General features: G+C 56.5%; 20 protein-coding genes and 1 pseudogene. 8 read left to right on the forward strand and 13 right to left on the reverse strand.

The window, feature by feature from the left end:
- Nucleotides 1-313 (forward strand): annotated as a pseudogene (locus JQM66_RS10375) (4-hydroxybutyrate dehydrogenase); the annotation flags it as partial.
- A 111-nt stretch (nt 314-424) separates the two neighbouring features.
- On the opposite strand, the gene JQM66_RS10380 reads toward JQM66_RS10375, so the two are convergent.
- The 8 genes from JQM66_RS10380 to JQM66_RS10420 all read right to left on the reverse strand — a co-directional run bounded on the left by JQM66_RS10380 (nt 425) and on the right by JQM66_RS10420 (nt 8,181).
- Complete coding sequence (locus JQM66_RS10380; protein WP_328284135.1) at nt 425-1,105, reverse strand: GntR family transcriptional regulator; 681 nt, start codon at nt 1,103-1,105, stop codon at nt 425-427.
- 166 nt (nt 1,106-1,271) lie between these two features.
- Entirely contained in the window at nt 1,272-1,697 is a 426-nt protein-coding gene (locus JQM66_RS10385) for a C-GCAxxG-C-C family protein (RefSeq protein ID WP_235229807.1), read from the reverse strand.
- A gap of 35 nt (nt 1,698-1,732) precedes the next feature.
- Entirely contained in the window at nt 1,733-2,917 is a 1,185-nt protein-coding gene (locus JQM66_RS10390; protein ID WP_235229808.1) for an iron-containing alcohol dehydrogenase, read from the reverse strand.
- Nucleotides 2,918-2,936: 19 nt separating this feature from the next.
- Nucleotides 2,937-3,428: a (2Fe-2S)-binding protein gene (locus tag JQM66_RS10395; protein WP_235229809.1), complete on the reverse strand. Its 492-nt coding sequence runs from the start codon at nt 3,426-3,428 to the stop codon at nt 2,937-2,939.
- Between the two features lie 3 nt (nt 3,429-3,431).
- The gene (locus JQM66_RS10400) at nt 3,432-4,295 is read right to left on the reverse strand and encodes an FAD binding domain-containing protein (protein ID WP_235229810.1); all 864 of its coding nucleotides are present in this window, start codon (nt 4,293-4,295) and stop codon (nt 3,432-3,434) included.
- On the reverse strand, nt 4,279-6,657 hold the full coding sequence (locus tag JQM66_RS10405; protein ID WP_328284136.1) for a xanthine dehydrogenase family protein molybdopterin-binding subunit: 2,379 nt from the start codon (nt 6,655-6,657) through the stop codon (nt 4,279-4,281). The genes JQM66_RS10400 and JQM66_RS10405 overlap by 17 nt, the downstream gene beginning before the upstream one ends.
- On the reverse strand, nt 6,654-7,349 hold the full coding sequence (locus tag JQM66_RS10415; protein WP_235229811.1) for a GntR family transcriptional regulator: 696 nt from the start codon (nt 7,347-7,349) through the stop codon (nt 6,654-6,656). The genes JQM66_RS10405 and JQM66_RS10415 overlap by 4 nt, the downstream gene beginning before the upstream one ends.
- A gap of 79 nt (nt 7,350-7,428) precedes the next feature.
- On the reverse strand, nt 7,429-8,181 hold the full coding sequence (locus tag JQM66_RS10420; protein WP_235229812.1) for a phosphatase: 753 nt from the start codon (nt 8,179-8,181) through the stop codon (nt 7,429-7,431).
- Between the two features lie 344 nt (nt 8,182-8,525).
- Between JQM66_RS10420 and JQM66_RS10425 the strand changes: the two genes are divergently transcribed.
- From JQM66_RS10425 to JQM66_RS10455, 7 genes are all read left to right on the forward strand, one after another.
- Complete coding sequence (locus JQM66_RS10425; RefSeq protein WP_235229813.1) at nt 8,526-10,235, forward strand: PEP-utilizing enzyme; 1,710 nt, start codon at nt 8,526-8,528, stop codon at nt 10,233-10,235.
- A gap of 112 nt (nt 10,236-10,347) precedes the next feature.
- The gene (locus JQM66_RS10430; protein WP_235229814.1) at nt 10,348-11,310 is read left to right on the forward strand and encodes a PEP/pyruvate-binding domain-containing protein; all 963 of its coding nucleotides are present in this window, start codon (nt 10,348-10,350) and stop codon (nt 11,308-11,310) included.
- A 34-nt stretch (nt 11,311-11,344) separates the two neighbouring features.
- Entirely contained in the window at nt 11,345-12,256 is a 912-nt protein-coding gene (locus JQM66_RS10435) for a hypothetical protein (protein WP_235229815.1), read from the forward strand.
- 43 nt (nt 12,257-12,299) lie between these two features.
- Nucleotides 12,300-12,932 (forward strand): adenylate kinase, encoded by a 633-nt coding sequence (locus tag JQM66_RS10440; protein ID WP_235229816.1) that lies wholly within the window; start codon nt 12,300-12,302, stop codon nt 12,930-12,932.
- A 39-nt stretch (nt 12,933-12,971) separates the two neighbouring features.
- Nucleotides 12,972-13,919 (forward strand): MBL fold metallo-hydrolase, encoded by a 948-nt coding sequence (locus tag JQM66_RS10445; RefSeq protein ID WP_235229817.1) that lies wholly within the window; start codon nt 12,972-12,974, stop codon nt 13,917-13,919.
- 12 nt (nt 13,920-13,931) lie between these two features.
- Nucleotides 13,932-14,861 (forward strand): 3-hydroxyacyl-CoA dehydrogenase family protein, encoded by a 930-nt coding sequence (locus JQM66_RS10450; protein ID WP_235229818.1) that lies wholly within the window; start codon nt 13,932-13,934, stop codon nt 14,859-14,861.
- A gap of 52 nt (nt 14,862-14,913) precedes the next feature.
- Entirely contained in the window at nt 14,914-15,321 is a 408-nt protein-coding gene (locus JQM66_RS10455) for a GNAT family N-acetyltransferase (RefSeq protein ID WP_235229819.1), read from the forward strand.
- Nucleotides 15,322-15,577: 256 nt separating this feature from the next.
- Here the strand turns inward: JQM66_RS10455 and JQM66_RS10460 are convergent, their stop codons facing one another.
- The 5 genes from JQM66_RS10460 to JQM66_RS10480 all read right to left on the reverse strand — a co-directional run bounded on the left by JQM66_RS10460 (nt 15,578) and on the right by JQM66_RS10480 (nt 23,266).
- On the reverse strand, nt 15,578-17,011 hold the full coding sequence (locus JQM66_RS10460) for an IS5 family transposase (RefSeq protein WP_235229820.1): 1,434 nt from the start codon (nt 17,009-17,011) through the stop codon (nt 15,578-15,580).
- Between the two features lie 281 nt (nt 17,012-17,292).
- A complete protein-coding gene (locus tag JQM66_RS10465; RefSeq protein WP_235229821.1) occupies nt 17,293-18,681 on the reverse strand; it encodes a leucine-rich repeat domain-containing protein in 1,389 nt (462 codons plus the stop codon).
- A 1-nt stretch (nt 18,682) separates the two neighbouring features.
- Nucleotides 18,683-20,158: an ATP-binding protein gene (locus JQM66_RS10470; protein ID WP_235229822.1), complete on the reverse strand. Its 1,476-nt coding sequence runs from the start codon at nt 20,156-20,158 to the stop codon at nt 18,683-18,685.
- Between the two features lie 3 nt (nt 20,159-20,161).
- Entirely contained in the window at nt 20,162-21,664 is a 1,503-nt protein-coding gene (locus tag JQM66_RS10475; protein ID WP_235229823.1) for a vWA domain-containing protein, read from the reverse strand.
- A gap of 168 nt (nt 21,665-21,832) precedes the next feature.
- The gene (locus JQM66_RS10480; protein WP_235229824.1) at nt 21,833-23,266 is read right to left on the reverse strand and encodes a CitMHS family transporter; all 1,434 of its coding nucleotides are present in this window, start codon (nt 23,264-23,266) and stop codon (nt 21,833-21,835) included.
- Between the last annotated feature and the right edge of the window lie 107 nt (nt 23,267-23,373).

Consider the following 23,373-nt stretch of genomic DNA (forward strand, 5'->3'; position numbering starts at 1 on the left):
CGAGTCCAACTACATGCTGTTCGGCGCCATCATGGACTACTATGATGAGAAGAACCCCGACGGCGAGATCATGAAGTTCAAGAACCTGGTGGCCGGTATTCTGGGCTGCGAGCCCAAGGACGCCATCCCCGAGATGAACGCTCTGCTGCAGCGCATCCTGCCCCTGCGTCCCCTGCGCGACTGCGGCTTCACCGAGGCCGACTTCAAGACCTTCCCCCAGTCCGTGGAGACCAACCAGCAGCGCCTGATGACCAACGCTTACTATCCCTTCGATCTGGAGAGCGAAGAGGCCATCTATCGCAAGTGCTATTGATTTTACCATTTCTCTTTTCTCCAAAGGCAGAAGCCGGACTCATGACAGTATGTCTGGCCTCTGCCCCATATATGCAAATACCCGCCAAGCATCACACTTGGCGGGTATCTCTTATGATTGGCCCTTTTGCGTTTCAAAATGCTTTGCCAGCTCGTTGCCAAAGCCCTTGATATGCAGGAACATATAAGCCCCCGCGCTGGACTCCTCATGCGCTTTCAGATAGCCGAAAATATTCCTGTGCTGAGCGATCAGCTCATCCAGAGAAAACTCGGTAATGAGGGCGCATATATACGTCCATTCCGCCATGCGCAATACCTTCCACGCTCGCTTTAAGGCAGGACTTCCCGCGGCGTCCATCACCAGGCCGTGAAATTCCATGTCCAGATGAACAAATACCGACATATCCTGCTCTTTATCCTGCTCCATCTGCTGGAGAATTTCTTCCATCTCAGCCAGCTGCTCATCCGTCACGCGCTTGGCCGCTCGTTTCGCCGCATATTCCTCGATAAAAGCCCGGATATCAAAAATATCCTCGATTTCCGCCACGCTCAGATTACGAACATAAGTCCCGGAGTAGGGTCGCTCCTCCAGCAATCCCATAGTGGCAAGCTCCAGCATGGCCTCCCGCACCGGGGCCTGGGATACATCCAGTTCCTTTGCCAGCCGAGTCTCCACGATTCGGTCTCCCGGTTTATAGACACCCTCCGCAATCTGCCTCTGGATATAATCCCGTATATTACTTCGCAGCGTCTCCTTTGCCGGCAACCGTTTTCCCATTGCTTTTTCCCGCATGGCACTCACCCTTCGATCTGTCTTGCATCTCCAAATACTTGGGATTATTTTCCCACATTTTTCTGGAGAAAGCAAACATTTTTATTGGAAGGGTCTTCAGTTAACAGGATATTTTTCATTTTTAAACAGGAGGCTGTCCGGATCATCCGGCCAGCCTCCTGTTCATTTACTCCGTAGCGTTGGTTTGCGTCAAAATGTCCCGGACCAATTCTATCGTCCGCTCCACAAATACGGTACAGCTGCGATACATCCCCTCAGACCTCAAGGCGTGCTCTTTCACATAGGCAGCCTGCAATTCCCGGCAATTCAAGGTACCAAAAGAGCTCTCAAATTCCCGCAGGAATTCTCGGACTGCTTTTGCGGAAGGCTCACGGGCCTGCTCCGGCTCTGTACGCCCAGTGACCCATCCCAGGGCAGCCACAGCGCCAACCACGGCGCCGCAGGTCGTCCCCCGCTGCATCCCGCCGCCAAAGCCGGTCATCATCCGAACTGCCTCCTGGGGCGCATCGATCACGCCCTCCTCGATCAGACAGCGCAGGGTCGCTTCCGCGCAGTTCAAACCGCCTTTGTAAAAATACGTTTCTGCTGCCACTCAGGGTACCCCTTTTCCACTGATATTCCGCATATTCAGCGGTCCGTGTGAAGCAGGATCTCGCGCATTTCGTCAGCACCTATTTTCACAAAACCGCCGATTGGGAATGCTCCCGGTTTTTCCAGCCGGTGCTCAACCATTGCGGGGATATCCTCCGTTCTTCCCCCCAAGTCTTTCAGCGTCATCGGCATTCCCAGGCTGCGGTGGAAAAAGTTGCGCAGGGCTCTGATGCCCTCTCGTCCTGTTCGTTCTGGCTGTGTGTAATCCATCTGACAGCCAAACACTTCTACCGCAAAACGAGCAAAGCGCATGGGATCATGCGGGAGCACAAACTCCATCCATGCTGGCAGCACCACCGCAAGGCCCGCCCCATGAGCGCAGTCATACAGAGCGGACAACTCATGCTCGATCATATGGCTGGCCCAATCCTGTTCCCGGCCCACACCACACGTATTGTTGTGCGCCAGCATGCCGGCCCACATCAAGTCTGACCTTGCGGCATAATCCGTCGGGTTCGCAATGGCACGGGGCGCTGCCTCCACAATGGTTTTCATAAGTGCTTCACACAGGCGGTCTGTCAGCTGAACATCCGGTGTGTTGGTAAAATACCGCTCGCAGATATGCGCGAACATATCTACCGCCCCGCAGGCAGTCTGATAAGGAGGCAGCGAACAGGTCAGCTTTGGATCCAGCACAGAGAACTTGGGCCGAATCAAATCCGATTGAGGACACCCCCATTTCAGATTCCCTTTTTCCTGCGTGATCACGCAGTTTCCAGAGCCTTCACTTCCCGCCGCCGCAATGGTCAGCACAACGCCCACAGGCAAGGACCGCTCGACTTTGTGCCTCCCTGCAAAAATGTCCCAGAAGTCACCGTCGTAGGGAACGCCCATTCCGATGGCTTTGGCCGTATCAATGACACTGCCGCCGCCCAGGGCAACCAGGAAATCCACCTTCTCTTTCCGAGCAAGTTCGATTCCCTCATAGACCTTTCCACTGCGGGGATTTGCCTGGATACCCGACAGCTCCACATAAGAGATTCCGGCGTTCTGCAACGATTGGGTCACGGCATCAAAGGCGCCGTTCCGTTTTACGCTGCCGCCGCCGTAAACCAGCAGTACGCGGGTTCCTCCAAAACGACGGACCAGTTCTCCGGTGTGTTCCTCTTGTCCATCACCAAAGGCAAACAGGGTAGGCGAATAGAAAGTAAAATTTTTCATCAATCTTTCCCCGGCAGCCTTATGCGTTGTTGGTATGATTCGGGTCCAGTCGCTCCGCAGTCAGCATGATCGCGTCCGCAATGCGGGCATAGCCGGTGCAGCGGCAGATATTGCCTTCCATCTCCTTACGGATCTGTTCTCTTGTGGGGTGCGGATACAGGTTCAGCAGCGCAATGCCAGAAAGAAGCATTCCCGGCGTGCAATAGCCGCACTGGACTGCGCCCACCTCCAAAAACGCCTCCTGCAGCGGGTGCAGGCGGCCATCCGTGGCCAGTCCCTCCACCGTCAAAACGTGCTTACCGTCCAGCTCCGCCGCCAGCACCAGGCAGGAATTCATGGGATGGCCCTCCACCAAGACGGTGCAGGCGCCGCATTCTCCCTCGTCGCAGCCCTCTTTGGTGCCCGTCAGCTGCAATTCCTCACGCAGGAACTGGAGCAGCGTCATGTTGGCGGGGACTGTGCGGATATATACCTCATCATTGACTGTGATCTGAATGGTAACTTGCTGCATCGATCAGCCCTCCTTTGCCAGTGTGATGGCCTGTTCCAGCGCCTGAACGGTCAGTTCTTCCAGAAGCGCCAGACGGAATTCCGCACTGGAGCGCCAGCTGGAACGGGGATGACTCTCCTGCAGGACGGTCTTTCCGGCCTCTGCCAGCAGCTCCGGCGCAGCGGTCTTTCCCGTCAGCAGTGCCTCGGTCTTTTCCGCGCGGATGGGGGTGGGAGCCGCGGTGGTCAGCGCGATCCGCACCGTTTTCATCACGTCACCCTCCAGCTCTACATAGGCGGACACGCCCAGCAGCGCCAGGTCCATGGCGTTGCGGCGGGTGTATTTGATGTAAAAACTGCCGGAATGTGCCGGGGGCGCAGGGATACAGATGCGCTTCAGCAGCTCATCCGGCCCCATATCCAGCTTTTTCAGGCCCAGGTAGAAGTCCTTCAGCGGCACCTCCCGCTCTCCGGAAGGTCCCGCCACAACGACCCTTGCATCATGGACCAGCATGGGGCCGATGCTGTCCGCGGAGGGGGCACCGTTGCAGATATTGCCGCCCAAGGTGCCCCGGGTGCGTATCTGCACAGAACCCACGCGGGAACAGCCTTCAAACATAGCCCGGTAATGCCGCTTGATGACATCCCACAGTTCGATCTCCCGGTGGGTCGTCAGCGCCCCCAGATCCAGGCCGGTCACAGGGTCAAAGGTATGGCCCTGCAGCTCCGGGACGTTCTTTACATCCACCACCCGGGCGGAGCGGTCCTTTCCGCCGTGCATATTGACAAATACATCCGTACCGCCGGCTACTACCTCGGCGCCCTCACCTTTCAGGCGGCAGGCCTCCGACAGGTCGGTAGGCATATACAGTTCAAATTTGGGAAGCATCGCCGCGCTCCTTTCTGAACAGGATGTGTTCCGGCTTGATGGGGATGGACGTAAAGTCCGCGTTGCAGGCGTGGCACACCGCATTGACGATGGCTGCGGCAGTGGGCGCCAGGCCCGGCTCGCCGATGCCCTTGACCCCATAGGGTCCCTCCGGGTGCGCCTGCTCCACCAGGGTGATCTTCACCTCCACATCGGAGTCCATGAAGGTCGGCACCTTATAGTCCACCATGTTGCCATTGCGGAGCTTGCCGTCCTCATAGATCATCTCCTCCATCAGCGCATGGCCCAGGCCCATGATGATAGAGCCCTCGATCTGCTGGAGACAGCCCGTGGGGTTGATCGCCTTGCCCACGTCATGGGCGGCGCCCACTTTTTTCACCTGCACCCGGCCGGTCTTGGGATTGACTGCCACGATGGCCGCCTGAGCGCCGTGCATCCACATGACCGTGGGACGCTTGGACTGACGCCCGTCCACCGGGGGCGGGTCAAAAATGTCAGAGGTGCCGTACCGTCCGATGGCGGCCACCGGCGCCTGTTCATGCAGAATGCCGGACTTGCCCACGTCATTGATGTGGATGCGCTTGTCCGGGTCTGTTCTGCACTGGATGTAGCCCGCAGCCGTGTATTCCACCTCAGCCGCGTCCACCTTGAATTTCAGGGCCGCCAGACGGCAAAGCTGGTTCTTGATGTCCGCGCAGGCCTCCAGCACCGCGTTGCCGGAGTGGAAGGTGGAGCGGGAAGACGTCGTTGTCTTGTCATAAGGCGTGATGGCGGTATCCACCGGCGCCATACTGATCTTTTCCAGATCCATACCCAGCGCCTGGGCCGCGATCTGAGGCAGCGTGGTGGTAACGCCCTGTCCCATCTCCGTGCTGGCGGACATGATGTACAAAGAGCCGTTCTCGTTCATCTTCACCAGAACGGACGTAGTGGAGGGAGTTCCTGTCAGCTTATTGAAGCAGGCGATGCCCTTGCCGCAGAGGTTACCCTCCTCATCCACCCAGCGGTCAGGCAGGGCGTTCCAGTCCACATTGGCAGCGGCGCCTTCCAGACACTCCGCCACCGCCATGGTCTGCATGGTCTCGCCGGTGATGCCGGTATCTCCGTTCCGCAGCACGTTTTTCAGACGCAGTTCCAGCGGGTCCATCCCCAGCCGCTCCGCGATCAGGTCCATCTGACGCTCGTGGGCCGTGGCAACTTCCGTGACGCCGAAGCCGCGGTAAGCGGTGCCCAGCGTCTTGTTGGTCATGTACACATAGCCGTCCACCTGGGCGTTGGGCAGCTTATAGGGGCCGTTGGCGGCAAAGCCCGCGTTGTAGTCCACCCGGGGATTGGTGGTCACATAGGCGCCAGCGTCCCACTCGATGGTCACCTGCTGCGCCGTCAGCGTGCCGTCCCGCTTCACGCCGGTTTTGATATGCATATGGACGGGAGAGCGGCAGACGGTGGCGGCAAACTCCTCGTCACGGCGGTAAGTCAGCTTTACAGGACGGCCTTTCGCCTTCAAGGACAGAGCGATGGCAATGGGCTCGCAGCGAACCTCATATTTGCCGCCAAAGCCGCCGCCAATTTCCGTGACGGTGAGCCGCACCTTCTCTAGAGGCACATGGAAGGTCTTGGCCAGCAGGCCCCGGATGCTGAAGGGGGACTGGCTGGGCGACCAAATATGGATCTCCCCGGACACCGGGTCCGCCTTGGCAGTAGCGGTGTGTGTCTCGATGGTGGTGTGCTGCAGCATCCCGCAGGAAAACTCGCTCTCCACGATCTCATCCGCCTCGGCAAAGCCCTGTTCCACGTCTCCCTTTTTGAGGTGGTACTGGTCTCCGATATTCGTTCCCTGCTGGGGGAAGCAGGCACTGCTGCAGTCATACCGGCTCCAATCCTCATGGATGAGGACCTCGTTTTTCATGGAGGTCTCCAGGTCATTCACCACCGGCAGCGGCTCATATTCCACCTCGATGAGCCGCACAGCCTCATGGGCCAGTTCCTCTGTGTCGGCAGCCACTGCCGCCACCGGCTCACCCTGATAGCGAACCTTTTCCTGCGCCACGACGGGCTGGTCGGCAATGAAGGACCCGTAAAGGGTGGGGAAATCCGAACCGACGACCACAGCACGAACGCCGGGCAGGGCCTGGGCCTTTTCCGTATTGACGCGCAAAACCCGGGCATGGGCATAAGGGCTGTGAAGGACTGCGCCATAGAGCTGTCCCGGCTGGTCCACATCCGCGCCGAACTGGGCGGTACCGGTGACCTTGGCAATGCCACCCTTGCGGATCTGCGTATGTCCAATGACGGCTTCTTCTCCTGTGGTATCTTTGCGGCTGACGACCAAACGGTCCCAGTCGCGGCCTTCCTGCATCATAGGAGGCTCCTTTCCTCGAAATCATCCAGCGTCAGCGGCGCACCGCCGGTCTTGGCGAAGTATCGCTTCAGCTCGTCTCCGAAATTTTTGATGTGTAAAAACATATATGCACCGACCGTATGATCCGCGTGCTTTTTTAACAGGCGGTAAATCTCCCAGTGCTGTTTCGCCAGCTCCGGCAAAGAGTTCTGCGTTACAGCTGCGGACAGCCCTGTCCACTCCACCAAGCGGAGACCCTCCCACATTCGCTTCAGTGCCGGACTGCCAGCCGCATCCACCACCAGGCCATGGAAGATGATGTCCATTTCCACGAACTCGTGGATGTCCTTCGCCGCGTCCATCCGGTGCAGCAGTTCTTCCATCTCTGCCAGCTGTTCCTCTGTAATGCGCTTGGCCGCCTGCCGTGCCGCATACTCGTCAATAAACGCACGGGTATTATAGATGTCCTCTATATCCGCTGCAGTAAGCTGCCGGACAAAGGAGCCGGAATACGGCCGCTCCTCCAGAAGGCCCATCGCCGCCAGTTCCAATATAGCTTCCCGCACCGGAGCCTGAGACACATTCAATTCTTTTGCCAGCTGCGTCTCAACGATCCGGTCTCCAGCTTTGAACCGTCCGCTTGCGATCTGCTCTTGAATGTAGCTTCGGATCTCCTTTCTAAGTGTGCCTTTCGCGATATCGTTTCTGGCCATAGGCATCCATCCTCCTGCAAGCGTTCTCGTCTATTATAATCGATTATCGTTTTTATACTATCTGATAAAACGTTGTTTGTCAATCCGTGATTGCCGCAAGACGCTGTTTTCTCTCTTTCAGATAAGCGTCAAACCGTTCTTTTGTCAGATTTACAATCAATTCCTGCGGGAAATCCAGTTCCTCCAGCAGCGTCATCAGCGGCGTCACGCTGCCCACCATGGTATAAAAATGGGCGTCGCTGGCTACGCACACCCGTTGCCGGTGTTCCTTGCAGCAAAGGATATATCGCTTCAGAGAAGGCAGGCTGCCCGGACGGTGGGCGGTGGTGGAGTTGTTGTTCAGCTCCAGCAGCTTTCCATGAGCCTGCGCCACTTGTACCATCGCTTCAAAATCGCAGGGTACGGAGGGGTCGTCTGCATGACCGATGATGTCAATATAGGGATTTTTCAAGATATTGCAATAGGTTGCCGTGTTGGCCTCCGCCATATCGCGCTCAGGAAACATGTGGGTATGGATGCTGGCAATGGCAAATTCACAGAACTTCAAATATTCCGGTGGGATATCCAAATGGTCTTCGTGATCCAGGATGTTGGCCTCCACGCCTTTATAGACCCGGATACCCTCCACCACCTCTGGCAGCATCCTTTGGCTGTGGGGGATATAAGAAGGCGCGCCGCATTCGATGGCCGGACCGTGCTCTGTCAGGCACAGACCCTTCATTCCCTTTTCCCTTGCGGCACGGCAGTTTTCGCTGAGGGTGGACCATGCGTGGCCGGAGAGAATGGTATGGGTATGGGTGTCCACTTCCGGGATCATTTTGCTTAATTGCATAAAATTCAGCGCTCCTTTTTAGTCAGTATTTTGCCTAAAATTTGCGATTTCCGTCTTGACTTTCTGTGCAAATTTGTTTACGATTTAACTGTCAATAATCGATTATCGAATTTCAGCAAGTTCAACCGCATTCTTTCTGCTTTTGAGCATAACACCCCATTTGCTCAAAATCAACCATTATCCGGGCATTTTTCTTGTTTTTCCCGCATTTATTTGTCCTCGGTTATTGACCGTCCCTTATTCCTCTTATCTGCTACAATCGATTTTCGATAGTTTGATTGGGCAGACCTCATCCGAGAAGCAGTTCTTTCTTTTGGCATTAAAAAAAGAAAAGGAGAATCATCATGAGTGACACTTCCAAGATCCTTGCCACAAAGTTCACGGACGACCGCTTCCCCATCGAATGGAAAGACGAGCAGGAAAAGAGCCTGATGTGGTTCTACGACGACCTGCACTGCCCCAACCCCATCTCCCCCCTGTACTTTGACGTCGGCGGCTGGTGGGACTGCGACGGACGCTGGGGTTCCGACTGCACCTATATGTATCAGCGGTTCGGCGCTCCCATCGGTAAGGCGTGGATCGCCAAGAATATCGGCGGCTATGTCTATTCCGCCGTCGTGCCCCCCGAGATGGACGCCGACAAGATCGGCCCCATGTTCGACTATTACGTCAAGGTCATGCCCATCTACGCCGACACCTTCCTGGATCGTTGGCACAAGATGTACATCCCCCGCCTGAAGGAAATCCAGAACGCTATGCTGGACTGCGATTTCGAGCACAAGTCCCTGCCCGAGATCATGATCCACATGGAGGACATGCTGGACATGAAGTCCGAGGCCTTCCGCATCCACTGGATCATCAACCTGGCCCAGTTCCAGGCCTCCACCGACTTCACCAACGCCGCCAAGGCTGCCGGCGCTGACGATGTCCTCATCGGCAAGATCAACGTCTCCCCCGCCGACCGTAACTGGGACTCCCTGAAGGCCCTGTGGGAGATGAAGGAAGAGGTCTGCCGTGTTCCCGCCCTGAAGGAGCTGTTCCTCTCCACCACCGATAACGCCGAGATCATGGCCAAGGTCGCCGACGTCCCCGGCAGCGAGAAGTTCCTGGAGATGATGGAGGCTTACCGCACCGAGTACGGCTTCAAGGCCATGTACACCCATGAGTTCATTTACAAGACTTGGTACGAAGACCCCACCCCCGCTTACGAGGCCGTCCGCACCTATGTCAACAACAACTACGATTACAACGCCGAGTATGATGCCTGCATGCAGTCCCAGAAAGAGGCTATCGAGCAGCTCTACTCCATGGTCAGCGATCCCGAGGAACTGGCAAAGCTCAAGCACTATCTGGAGCTGTGCGTGAAGATGGCTCCCATCACCCCCGACCATCACTTCTACATCGACCAGGGCGTCTACTCTCACATGCGCGTCGCTTTCGTCCAGATCGGCAAGGCTATGGTCCGCGAGGGTATTCTGGACGACGCCGAGGATATCTTCATGCTGAAGTATGACGAGATCCGCTGCGCCTGCTGCTCCGACTACCCCGTCAAGGAGCTGGTCAAGACCCGTCGCGCCGAGATGGAGGAAGCCCGCAAGCGTCATCCCCAGGAGTGGTACGGCACCGCTACCGAATGGCAGGTCTACAACGAGCCTTACAAGAGCCTGTGGGGCTATCCCCAGAAGTTCGAGGCCGAGCAGAAGGAGCAGGCTGAGAAGACCGAGATCAGCAAGACCGTCCTGAAGGGCATCCCCGGCTGCCCCGGCATCCAGGAAGGCATTGCCCATCTGGTGTATGACCCCTCCGAGCTGGATTCCGTCAAGGACGGCGAGGTTCTGGTCTGCAAGATGACCAACCCCGCCTGGGTCGTCTCCTTCTCCAAGATCTCCGCTCTGGTCACCGATACCGGCGGCGCCCTGTCCCACCCCGCCGTGGTCGCCCGCGAGTTTGGTGTTCCCTGCGTGGTCGGCACCCGCCGCGCCACTCAGCTCATCAAGACCGGTGATAAGGTCCGTGTTGACGGCACCCACGGCGTCGTGGAAGTGATCGGCTGATTTGTCCTCACCTGTGCGGCACCCGGAGTCCCGGCGTGCCGCACAGTTTTTCCCAACATGAAATCATTACTCCCGCCCAACTCCCGACGGGATTGAGAAAGGAACAGCAACAATGAATCAGTATCTGGCATGGTTTGATGAAATTCCCGACGAGGCGTTGGGCAGTGCGGCCGGCGGCAAGGGTGCCAGCCTGTGCCGTATGTCCCGGGCCGGTCTTCCCGTTCCCAAGGGCTTCATCGTCCGCTCCGAGATGTTCAACGCCTTTATGGAAGCCAACGGTCTGTGGGACTATGTCTTCGAGAAGCTGGCCACCATCGATTTCTCCAGTGACGCCTCCCTGATCTCCGTGGCCGCTGAGATCCGTCAGCGCATCATCGATTCCCCCGTTCCCAGCGAGATGGCCATGGACATCGTCTCCTTCTACTCCCAGATCGGCAGCGGTCATGAGCCTGTGGCCGTCCGCTCCAGCGGCACTGCCGAGGACCTGGACGACGCCAGCTTCGCCGGCCAGCAGGAGACCTTCCTCTTTGTCATCGGCAACGATGACGTGGTGAAATACATCAAGGAGTGCTGGGCCTCCCTGTATAATGACCGGGCCATCTTCTACCGCAAAGAGAAGAACTTCGACGAGCGCAGCATCTCCATCGCGGTGGTGGTGCAGTGCATGGTCAGCGCCCAGAAGGCCGGTGTCATGTTCACCTCCAACCCCATCACCAACGACCACGACACCGTGGTGCTGGAAGCCGCATGGGGCCTGGGCGAGGCCATCGTCTCCGGCATCGTGACTCCCGACAACCTGTGGATCAACAAGCACACCGGCGAGATCACCACCGAGTACATCTCCGAAAAGGAGACCATGGTGGTCCGACTCAGCGAGCGGGGCGGCACCAAGGAAATTCCCGTCCCCGAGGAACTGCGGGAAGCCCCCGTCCTGACGGACGACGAGCGCAACCAGCTGGTGGAGCTGGCCAAGAAGATCGAGGCCTTCTACAAGAAGCCCGAGGATATTGAGTGGGCCATTGTGGACGGACAGGTCTATCTGCTCCAGTCCCGTCCCATCACCACCATGAAGTAAAAAACACACTAATTTCGATAAGGAGACCTGTAATATGAGCGTTTTTACTGAAGAGCTGAAGAGCGGCAAGGCAGTCCTGCGTTTCGATGTGGTAGGCGGCCCTGAGCGCACCGGCATTGCCGAGGATATGTCCTTTTTGAACTATCGTCTGGGAACCGTTGAAGTTTCTCACGAGGTCACCAAGGCCAAGCCCGATATCATCTGGAACTATGACGAGCCCAAGAAAGCCATCCGCTATGTGGATCACCAGCTGATCCTCGATTCCTTCTGGGAAGAGGGCGAGCTGAACAAGATCATGGTCTCCATGCTGGCCAACGAGATGGATAAGTGCGGTATGCACCCCTTCCACTCTTCCTCCGTCGTCTATAAGGGCCACGGCATCCTGCTGGTGGGCGGCGAGAACAACCACGGCAAGTCCATGACGCAGTTGGAGGCCTGCAAGCGCGGCGCTCAGGTGTTCTCCACCGAGACTACCGTGATGGATGATGAGACCGGTATCGCCCTGTACGGCTCCAAGAACATCTATGTCCGCAAGCGCGCCAAGGGTACCGAGCGTTCCGATCTGGCCAACCAGGATGAGGGCGTGAAGATGTTCTTTGGGGACGAGCCTACCATGGAAATGCGTGACGAGCCCATCCAGATGGATCTGGCTATCATGCCCTGCATTGACGGCTGGTTCAAGACCGAAGTCAAGCAGATGGGTCAGTTTGAGGCTGCTTATCAGAGCTATCACTCCATGATGAATTTCTTCGGTATGAACCAGCTGCTGTCCGGCGGTGACGGTCTGGTCATGCCTATCATCGACGAAGAGGATCGCCGTCAGGCGCGCGGCGCGTTCTGTGCCAAGTATGCCGCGGGCCGCCCCTACTTCATGGTGCGCGCAAAGACTCCCCAGCTGGTTCTCGATGAGATCGACAAGCTGATGGAGCAGCTGGGCATGAACTGATAAAAAAGCCTCCGGTTTTTGCCGGAGGCATGAGGACACCTGTATGAAACTGATTTTATTGGGCGCCCCCGGCGCCGGCAAGGGCACACAGGCCGACATCCTGTGTAAAGAGTTGGACATCCCCACCATCTCCACCGGCAATATCCTCCGCGCCGCCATCAAGAACGGCACCCCCACCGGCATGAAGGCCAAGGCTTTCATGGACGAGGGCAAGCTGGTGCCCGATGACGTGATCATCGGCATCATCACCGAGCGGGTGGCCGAGGAGGACTGCAAGAACGGCTACATCCTGGACGGCGTGCCCCGCACCATCGCCCAGGCCGAGGCCCTGGAGAAGGCCGGGATCGTGTTTGACGACGTGGTCTCCATTGAGATCTCCGACGAGGTCATCATGGAGCGCATGAGCGGCCGCAGAGTCTGCGAGCACTGCGGCGCCAGCTACCATCTGGTGGCTGTGCCCCCTAAGCAGGAGGGCATCTGCGACAAGTGCGGCGGCAAGTTGGTCCAGCGGAGGGATGATGCCCCCGAGACCGTGAAAGCGCGTCTTGAGGTCTATCATAAGGAGACCGAGCCGCTGAAGGCGTTCTACGCCCAGCGGGGGCTCCTGAGATCTGTGGAGAATCAACCCACTGTGGAGGAGACCTCTCAGGCCATCCTCCATGTGTTGGGACGATAACGCACAGAACGAAACAATAAAGCAAGGAGAAATATGCCTATGTTAAAAGTTGTTGGAATTGGCGAGAGCCATTGGGCAGATTACGATCACGCCATCAGCTCCCCCGATATTGAAATCGAGCAGATCACCCCGAACGTCTATACCTTCACCGGTATGCGCGGCTGCGACCCCAGCATGGTCATGACCAGCGAGGGCGCTGTGTTTATCGATACCGCCCAGTGGTTCACTCAGCTGGAGCAGATGATCGCTTTCGCTAAGGAAAAGTGCGGCGGCATCAAGTATCTCATCAACACCGAGTCCCACATTGACCACGTCTTCGGCAATCCCTACCTGAAGAAGGAGGGCGCTACCATCATCGCCCATGAAAAGGTGCTCAACGGTTACTACAAAATCCCCCCCGCATTCAACCAGACCACTTATGAGTACAATCTGGATCTGCTGAAGCGTCAGGATCCCACCAAGGTCGACCTGCTGCTGCCCGAGGGCGAGGAGGAGATCGGCAAGCCCGACATCACCTTCACCGACAAGCTGACGCTGAAGGTGGGCGACCATACCTTTGAGTGCTACCACACCCCCGGCCACTCTCCTGAGCAGACCAGCATCTACTGCCCCGAGGAGCGGGTGGTGTTCGTGGGCGACAACATCTTCAACAACTGCCAGATCTGGTTCCACAGCATCGACTTTGACGCCCTGTTCAAGAGCCTGGATTGGCTGCAGAGCCTGGATGTGGATTACATCATTCCCGGCCACGGTCCCGTCAAGGGCAAAGAGTGCATTGCCGAGAACAAGCAGCTGATCTACAACTGGCTCAGCGTGGTGGGTGACGCCATCATCAACAAGGGCTGGACCCGTGAGGAGTGCATCGAGCGCATCAACTTCGCCGACCGCTGCCCCGTGGACATCGGCCAGCCGGAGTGCATGGAGTATATCTCCACCAACAACGCCCGTATCGCTTACGATTACATCATGCGCAAAGGCGCGCTCTAAGAGGTGCGGAATATGACTGAGCGTTCTGTCGCCATTATCGGCAAAGGTATGATCGGCATCAGCCTGGCTGTGCTGTTCACCGGCAACGGCATTCCCACCATCGTCCTTGCCAAAAACAGCGAGGTCGGTCTGGAAAAATACCGCACCTACTACAAGGATCTGATCGTCCAGGGTCTCGTCACGGAAAAACAGGCCACCGCCTGTGAAAAGCGGCTGTCCTTCACGGAAAACTACGCTGATTTGGCGGACGTTGAGGTCGTCATTGAATGTGTCACTGAAAAGCTGGAGGTCAAGTACGAGGTCTACCGCCAGATCGAGGCCAACTGCCCCCATCTGAAGGCCATCGCCTCCACCACCTCCGCCATCTCGCCCGTGGACCTGGCCAGCGGTATGTCCCAGCGGGAGAAGGTCATGGTGGCTCATCCCTACAACCCGCCCCACATGGTCCCCTGCGTGGAGCTGGTGAAGAACGACTTCACCTCCCAGGAAGCGCTGGACGCTGTCGTCACGCTGCTGGAATCCTGCGGCCGGGAAGTCTGCAAAATGAATAAGCCCGCTCCCGGCTTCATCGCCAACCGCCTGCAGCACGCGCTGTACCGCGAGGCTGTCTATATGGTGGAACAGGGCATCTGCGGTCCGGAGGATATTGATAAGTGCATCCGTTCCAGCTGGGGCCCCCGGTACACCTCCATCGGCCTGTTCGACCACTTCGACTACGCAGGTCTGGACCTCATTGCCAACATTGAGACCTATCTCTATCCCGACCTGTGCGACACCAAAACGGTCCATCCCTCCCTGCAGGAGCGTCTAGACCGGGGCGACCTGGGCTATAAGACCGGCGTCGGCTACTACGACTGGCGGGAGCGGGATATGGACGCCTTCCGCAAGAAAACCAGTGACCCCTATCTGCGGTTCTTCAACTGGAAGCTGCCGGAGGATTGAGAAGCGTTCTCTCCCTTAAAAGCCAAACCTTTCCGCAGTCAGGAGCGCGTCTATGCAGGATTTTGACATCATTGAGGGCCTTGACAATATGCAGATGGATGCTGTCATGGCCCTGCTGAAAACCACCCATTGGGCATCTAAGCGCTCCGAGCAGCAGGAACGGTTGGCAATGGAGCACTCCTTTTGCTACGGAGCACGCTGCCGCGAGACCGGCAGGCAAATCGCCTTTGCCCGTGTCGTAACGGACTATGGGACGACCTACTACCTCTGTGATGTAGTCGTTGACCCGGCCTGGCAGCACAAGGGTGTCGGACGTGCGCTGCTGGAGGCCATTCAGGAAAACCCATTGTTCCGTGACCTGCGGGGCATTCTGGTCAGCCGCGACGCACAGCCATTCTATGCCAAATTCGGTTTTGAAAAAAGTGACCGCGGTATGGTGAAACCCGCAAAAGAGTCGTAGCAGATTTTTCTGAAATCAGGGTTCCCTTTCAGCGCAGCAAGTTCTACATCAAATCATTTTGAGTCAATTTGAGTCAACAAGGGTGGAAAGACCGGGGCAACCCGTCCTTTCCACCCTTGTCATATCTTCCCGCCCGATCATGATCAGACTATATTCTGACCCTTATTCTGACCCTTACCACGGCAAAACCGGTCGGCACGCACTGACATCAAATAAGATTTCCAACACCTGCGTTCTCGATTGTCTACGTTAATGATTACTGAACAATGGCCCATTTTTGCTTAGGCGAGAGACTTGCCCGCAAAAACGCAAGTAGTTGCAAAAAGGCGCACTGAATCTTGCGGAGATTCAGCACCAGAACGGACATGGCAATCACATGAGCAGCGGTCTCCCGCAGTTTTGCGGTGACCAGTCCCATGCCGCATTTGCGCTTCGCCAGACTGAACCTGCGCTCCACTTCCACACGCTCACACTCATCCCGGTAATCCTGAGCCTTGTCTCTGGCCTCACCCTTCTTGGGACGTCCCAGTGCCGGACCGGAGAGCCAAATGCCATGTTCCTTGCAATAACTGAGATTCTCGCGGTTTCGGTAGATCTTATCCGCCAGAATGCGGCTTGGGTAATGTCCTTCCCGCTCCCGGAACCGTTCTGCCATCTCCTGCAGATTCCCAGCTTCATTGTAGGCATCAAAGGAGCAGCATTCCAGCCGTGTCCACCCATCCACAACACTGATGTCCAACTTGGCGCCAAACTCCACCGGCTTGCCTGCCTTTCCTCGTACAATGGGACGAACGAAGGGCTGGCTCACGCTGACGATCCGGTCAGGTACGCTGTGAGTGCGGTTGTCGTACATGTACTTCTGCTGTTCATAGATGGTACGGATGGTATCCAGACGTTCCATCTGTCGTGTGGTCAGAGATTTTCCAAGGGACAGTTTGCCATCAACGGCATCGAGGTCACGCCGGAGGTAAGTCAGCTGATTTCCAATTGCTTTGCGGGTCATCTTGGCGGTATGCTTGCGGCATCTGGTGTATTTCAGGTAATCCTTCCGGGCACGCTTGCGGTAAGTACGGGGCTTCTTTCCTTCCGCGGGATCATGGAGAACATCCAGAAGATTTTCGGCGTTCTCTCTGGCCTCATTGAGCAAAGAAACGTCCTGGGGATAACGGATATTGGACGGTGCGCAGGTGGCGTCCACGATCATTGTGTCGCTGTTTCCACTGCCTCCTGGGTGGTCGTCAGAGTCATCACTGTCATCCTTGGATTCTGCCTCTTTTGCCTGACGCTCCTTTGCGTCCCGTACGATCATCTCATTGATTTCGCCCAGCACTTCCGGCGTCAGCCGCTTGCGGAAGTACACCATCAAGGATGGATCAAAGGGCAATTTTTCGTCATCATAGCCGGGATAGCCGCAGAAGTACTGCAGGTATGGGTTCTCCTGGATCATAAGGGCAGTCTCTTCATCCGAGAAGCCATACTCCGCCTGAATGATGCAGGCACCCAGAGCCAGACGCAGCGGTTTGGCTACGTTGCCTTTGCGGTTGGTAAACAGAGCGGCGTACCGCTTCTCGATCTCCAGCCAAGGAATCGTCTGGGCTTTCTTTACCCAACGGTTATTTTCCTTTAGATTCATGCCAACCGGCTGCTTGAAATCTGCCAGGCTGATCTGTCCATTGCTGTAACGATACATAGCCGCCCTCCAAGTGCAAGGTTTTTGCTCGATTTTTGCTGTTTTCCTTGCACCTATTATACCACCAATGGGCTTCTTTGGCTTGAAACATAAGGCTTTTTCTATTATTCAGGATACATTACGTTATACGTTGAGTACCCTCTCCTGTAGACTTGCCAACAGTCAACATCCCCCTACCGTCCGATGCAGCACTGCCACGCTACACCGGTCTTGCTCGCAGCTTTTTTCGCGGGCTGATCATAAAGCAACCATCACGGTTAAGAAACCCTTCTTTTGCTTACTTACAAATCCAAATCCTCAAACCCAGTGACAGTTTCAAATCGCAGAGTCCGAATCTCCATCATGTGAGCCAGAAGGTCAGAAGACAATCCCAGCAAACCAGCTGTTCGCAGCAGCGAACTCATATCTGAAGCGGATAATTCAGGCTGTGCATCCAGGAAATCAAATAGTTGTGCGTAGGACAACTCTTCATTTTCACCGGGTGTGTGCGGCATGTATTGCGGTGCGCGGTCAAAATACTGCACAAGCAGATTCCGATACCAATCCCGGTCCGCGGCGGAAAGGCCCCCCGCATATTGCAGTCGCACCAGCGCCATACGGAACGAGAAATCCAGGCGAAACGCTTCCTGTGCCAAGGCGTCAAAATAAGACGGTGCTTCTCTGAAGAAATCCACCGGAACGCGCAGGATGCTGCCGAATTTCCGGTCTCCTGCCAGGATTTTATCCCGGGCCACCGGCAGGGCAATGCGGTACAGCACAGTTCCGTGAAGGTCCGCCTTATCCAGCCAAAGCAGTGCTGCACTATGGTCAAAAGCAGTTGTTGCCACTGCAATCTCACGGCTCCACCTTTCCGCAGAGCCTGCATCCAAGGCAGTGAGATGTACCACTCCGGAACTGTTAAAGCTATGAGCGCCCAAAGCGGTCACAGTAGACGGGAGCGTCAATTCTTTCAGGCTATGGCAGCCCGCAAATACGCCGACATCTGGCATCACCTGATCCGTCGCGCGCGGGAGATAACCAATCGAGGTCAATCCCTCATGCAAGACCACCTTTTCCAGACGGCTGCATTCACCGAATACGCCGGCCGGCAGTGCAGAAACGCCGCGTGGAACGGTGATTTCTGTCAGATTGTCGCAATGCCAAAAGGCGTAAGGGCCGATATGGGTCAGCGTGGAAGGCAGGGAAACAGAAGTAGGACCGCCCTCATCCAGCTGCTCGACAGTGAGGTGCTTGCTCATGCGCATACAGAAAACACTGTAACTAATTGGGGAAGAAGCGAAACTTGCGAAGTGTGTTTCCTCAATATGGCTGTTGGAAAAGGCGGTCGCACCAATGGCGGTAACCGTCTTGCCGTCCACAGCGGCCGGAATGATGGCGGGGCGCGCCAGCCGGGGCCAGCGCATCAGCGTCAGGGTGCCGTCTGCATTTTCAGCAAAATCGGCAGTCAGGGGCAGCTGTACATCGTCGATTTCCTCATGAAGATGTCCCAGACGGGCAAACTCCGCACTCACATCCGGAGCATCGCCGCCCCAGTCATCTTCCTCATCCTCCAGAAAAGCTGCCAATGCAGCGCCTGGCAGCAGTTCCTGCTTTTCCGCTACTTTTTCTTCTTCGAAATAAGGCTCACCCAGCGTTCCTTCGGGCGTGATCAGAAAACGCAGCATTTCCATGTTACACCAGCCCAGTCAAGTCGATCTGCTTGAGCAGTTGTTCTTCCTGCCGGTGCAGCAACAGGCTGCGGCTTGCCTGGAAGTAATCCTTGCTCAAAAACTGACCGATGAACGCGGTTGCTGCGGGAGTGACCGTCAGGTCATTGACGGCAAGGCTCAGCTCGGTGCCCTTTCCAAAAGCCGCTTCAAGGAAGCGCAGCATCTGACCGATCTGCTCCTGAACTTTGGTGACCTCTGCCTGCAGGACGGCCACGTCAGACTTGTAGCAGCTTCGCAGCGCCTCGAAGGGCGTGCTCCCTTCCAGATGTGTATGCCAGCCATCGCTGACTGCAAGCAGATCCAGATAGGCTTTCTGCTTCATAGCGGGGGCAGTCTTTGCCTCGGCACGCCAGGCATCCTCCAGTGACGCCAGTGCAGTTGCGGTGTCGCCGGGAGCACTGAGCGCTTCCTTTTTTGCCTTGAGACTGTTCACTGCCAGAGCAAGTGCATCATGGCGGGTCGTGCAGCGCTCCATGCCGCCGAAGATCGCTTCCAGCAGCAGGCTGACCAAGCTCATGCGCTCGTCCAGCTTGGCGGTACGGGCCTGCTCCAGCGTGGCGTCATCCCACACGCCGGAGAGTAGCTCCTCCACACGGTAGACCTGACGGTACTTTTGATACAGCTCATAATAGATCGCGAAATCGCGGGCGACCTGCTTGTTCTGCAGATACTGGGTGGTCAGGTCCTCGCTGACCGGCAGGCCCAATTCCTCATGGAACTGCAGGATCTCGCTCAGATCCTCCCATGCGCGGGGCGTCACTACCGTCAGTCCGTCTACCGTGGTTTCCACTTTGTAGAAATCATCCTGACGGATATCCAGATAGCTGATGATACAGCGGCTGACGCCGTGTTCCAGCGCATAGGCCTTCCATGCGGGATAATTCGGCTCGATCTCCAGAATTTTCAGGCGGTCACGGGTCGCGGCATCGAATTCACGCACACTCTTGTTAAAGCGGGGCGGGTTGCCGGCGGTAACGACCACCCATCCTTCCGGGATCTGGTGGCCGCCGAAAACCTTATACTGCAAAAACAGCAGCATGGCGGGAGAGAGCGTCTCGGAGACGCAGTTGATCTCATCGAGGAACAGGATTCCCTCCTTCCGGCCGGTGGTGCGCATGCAGTCATACACGCTGGCAATGATCTCGCTCATCGTGTATTCACTGACAGAATAGGTTTTGTCTCCATACTCCTTTTCCACAATGACAGGAAGGCCAATGGCGCTCTGGCGGGTATGGTGGGTCATGGAATAGCTGACCAGTCCCAATCCCATCTCGTCAGCGATCTGCTGCATGATGGCAGTCTTGCCCAGACCGGGAGCTCCCTGCAGAAACACGGGGCGCTGATGAACCAGCGGCAGGCGATAACGGCCCAGGGCATCCTTTTGAAGATAGATCTGGACGGTATTTTTGATTTGTTGCTTTGCGCTTGCAATATCCATGTCTTATTCCTCCTCGGCTTTGCGCAGCAGGCGGATGTTATCAGTGGTCAGCACCGCACGAATGGCCCAGGGCGGGACATGGGGGCTGATGCAATCATCCCTGTTAAAAATAAAGGCAGTCTTATAATCCGGCTCTTTTTCGGGATAGGTTCCTACGCCATCCGTAAAATACAAAAGACCGTTCAGGTTTGTCAAGATCCGCTTTTCCAGCAGATGATCCACATAGTCGAACACCGGGCGGAAATCGGTGCCGCCAAAGCCACGCAGCCGGAGCTTGGGGATCAACTGGGCCAGTTGGTCAAGGCTGGTGATCTGTTCTACGCTCTGCACCTCGGCATCGCACTGGATGAGATAGATGTTGACCTGGCTGGTAAAGCTGCCGCTTTGGCGAAGCACATCACAGGTCCGCTGCAGAAAGCTCTGTACGATCTCCCCCTGAACGCTGCCGGAAGTATCGATGGCAATGACAAACTCTCTGATGCGTTTTTCATCGCGGAACTCGAGCGGTTCGATCAAAGGCACATTGCCGTATTTTTTTAGGCCGTAGGTGTAGTAAATGAGGTCGAAGGCATCGTCTGAGAGCTGCATCACTTCGTTCTGGGTCCCGAAGCGGCGCAGGAATTCGCTGTAATCGCACTCCTCGAAGGTGATGGGAGCAAGACTGTCCATCAGTGCGCCTGCCCGCTTTCCATGACGGCGGCTGAAGGTTTGCAGATCGGCCTCCGCTTTCCGGGCTAACTGCTTCCACTCCTTGCGCAGAGTCTCCTGACGGCGGCGCTTCAGCGTCTCTTCCGTCTCGTCAGAGTCCTCCTGATGTCCCAGTTCATCAACCGGTTCGTCACTGGGGGTCATTTCCTCGGTCAGCTGTATCTTCTTGCCGCTGCTGTTTTTCGCATGGCGGTCTGTGCTGCGAATTGCCCAGAAGCCATGAAAATCCTGGCGGAACAATCTATGTAGCTCCGTCAGAATTTCCTGATCAAACTGCCGCTGCAACATAAAATTGTATAGTTCTTCAGCAGTCATGTGCGGACAGTTTTCTGCCAAACGAAGTCTCCAGCTCTCCTGATCCTTGTCGGAGGGAAGCGTGCAAGACAAGATATCCAGTTCGCGGATAACCTCCTCAACTGCGATATCACAGGCTAAATTCCACAAAGCAGTGTCCTTTTCCTGACGCTGGAAAGGATGCCCCAGCAGACAGTGCAGCGTGGCATGAAGCAAAACGCGCACAGGGTGGTGCTGATCTGCGTGGAAGACGCGCAGAAGCTCCGCAGGGGCATAATAAAGATAATGACCATCTGTGGCCATCACAGTGGTCAAATCGAAAAGTGGGACGGGGTGCAGCCGTTCAAGGGACGCTGAGAGAAACCGCAGATCGGCCGTCAAACGGCTATGTGCCAGTGCAAGAACTTCAGCGGCCAGTTCTTCCACGGTGTGATCCTGCGGCATAGCGACACCCCCTTGCATTTCTGCATTGTTATTATAATCCGTGCAAAAAGAATTTTCCATAGTCAAAGAGCTCCTCAAGGCTCGTACTGCGATGTACAAGCCCTCAGGAGCTCCCGCCTTCACAGTAGTATCCCTGTGAAGGCGGAAGAGGGGTAAGAGTACCCGGCCTGCCTGTTTTCAAGCAAAGCTGAAATGCTTGATTGAAAACTGATTACCGAAGGGAAGCAATCAGAACAGCAGACCGCAGGCAACACAGCCGACCACGACCATGATGACGGAAACAGCCCATGCATAAGGCAGGGTGTGCTTCTGATGGTCGCCCAGGTCCTGGCCGGACAGACCCAGCAGCAGGAAGGTAGCGCCGGTCAGGGGGCTCAGGGGGAAGCCCAGAGTCATCTGGCCCATGATGGAAGCCTTCGCAACAGCAAGAGCAGAGCCGCCCATAGCGGAAACGGCGCTGGCGATAACGGGCATAACACCATAGTAGTAAGAATCGGGGTCAAACAGCAGGCTCAGAGGCACGCTGAAGATGCCGACGATGGGAGCGATCACGGTGCCCAGCGTGCTGGGGATCACGGCGACCAGAGCGTTGGTCATGGCAGCCAGCATGCCGGAGTTCTTCACAACGCCGGTGAAGGCGCCAGCGGCGAACACGATGGAGACCATCAGGAAAGCGGCCTCAGCATGGCTGTTGATGATGCGGTGCTGCAGGCTGACGTTGGGATAGTTGACGATCAGCAGGATGCAGTAACCGATCATGAAGGTGACAGCGGGGCTGAACCAGCCCTTGATCAGGACGATCAGGACAACAACGATCAGAGCGACGTTGAAGTACCAATGCCAGCCGGTGCGGACCAGGTCGCTGTTGTTGGTGGCGGTGCTGGCCTCAGTCAGGCCGGTGACCTCCTGGGCGGGGATGCCTGCAGCGATGCGCTTGGCTTCCTTCTTACCCAGGATGATGGCAACGCCAACGCAGGCGACAAGGCCGATGATCCACGCGGGCATGATGGCGACCCACAGCTCACCGCCGGTGACCTCATAGCCGAGGCCGGACATAGCGGCGGCAGCGCGGACGGTGGGGCCGCCCCAGGGCATGACGTTCATGATACCGGCGGCCAGAGCAACCAGAGTTGCCTCGACCCACAGGTTCATCTTCATCTTCTTGAACATGGGCATGCAGGCGGGAATGGCAATCAGGAACGTGGTGGCGCCGGAACCGTCCAGGTGGCAGATGCAGCCGATGGCGAAGGTGCCGATGCAGATCTTAACAGGGTCCTCGCCGGTGAGCTTCAGAATGCGATTGATGATGGGATCGAACACACCGGCGTCAGAGCAGGTGCTGAAGAACAGAATGGCGAAGATGAACATGACGCCGGTGGCAACGATGCTGGACAGACCCTTGCCCATGTAGTCGGCGCTCAGCATGGACAGAGCCTTGGTGAGCTGGGTGCCGAAGGTGATGGTAGGAGCGACAAACTCAGTACCAGCCTTCTCTGCGGCAGCCTCAGCGGCAGTGATGATGGCCTCGGGGGCGTTCATCCAAGCAGCGATGAAGCCGGTGATCGCGGGGACGAAAATCAGAGCAATCAGCGTGGAGACCTTCTTGCTCATGATCAGGGCCAGCACCGCAACAATGGTGACAAAGCCAAGAACAGCTAACATATTGATTTCCTCCATTTTTTATATCTGTTGGATATATCTCTCTTCCTTCTCAGTACAGGCCAAAATCCTTTCGATACACGGTGGTCAGGAAAAAGATCTCGGCATAT

Source organism: Oscillibacter valericigenes, assembly GCF_021531915.1.
Lineage (GTDB): Bacteria > Bacillota > Clostridia > Oscillospirales > Oscillospiraceae > Oscillibacter > Oscillibacter valericigenes_A.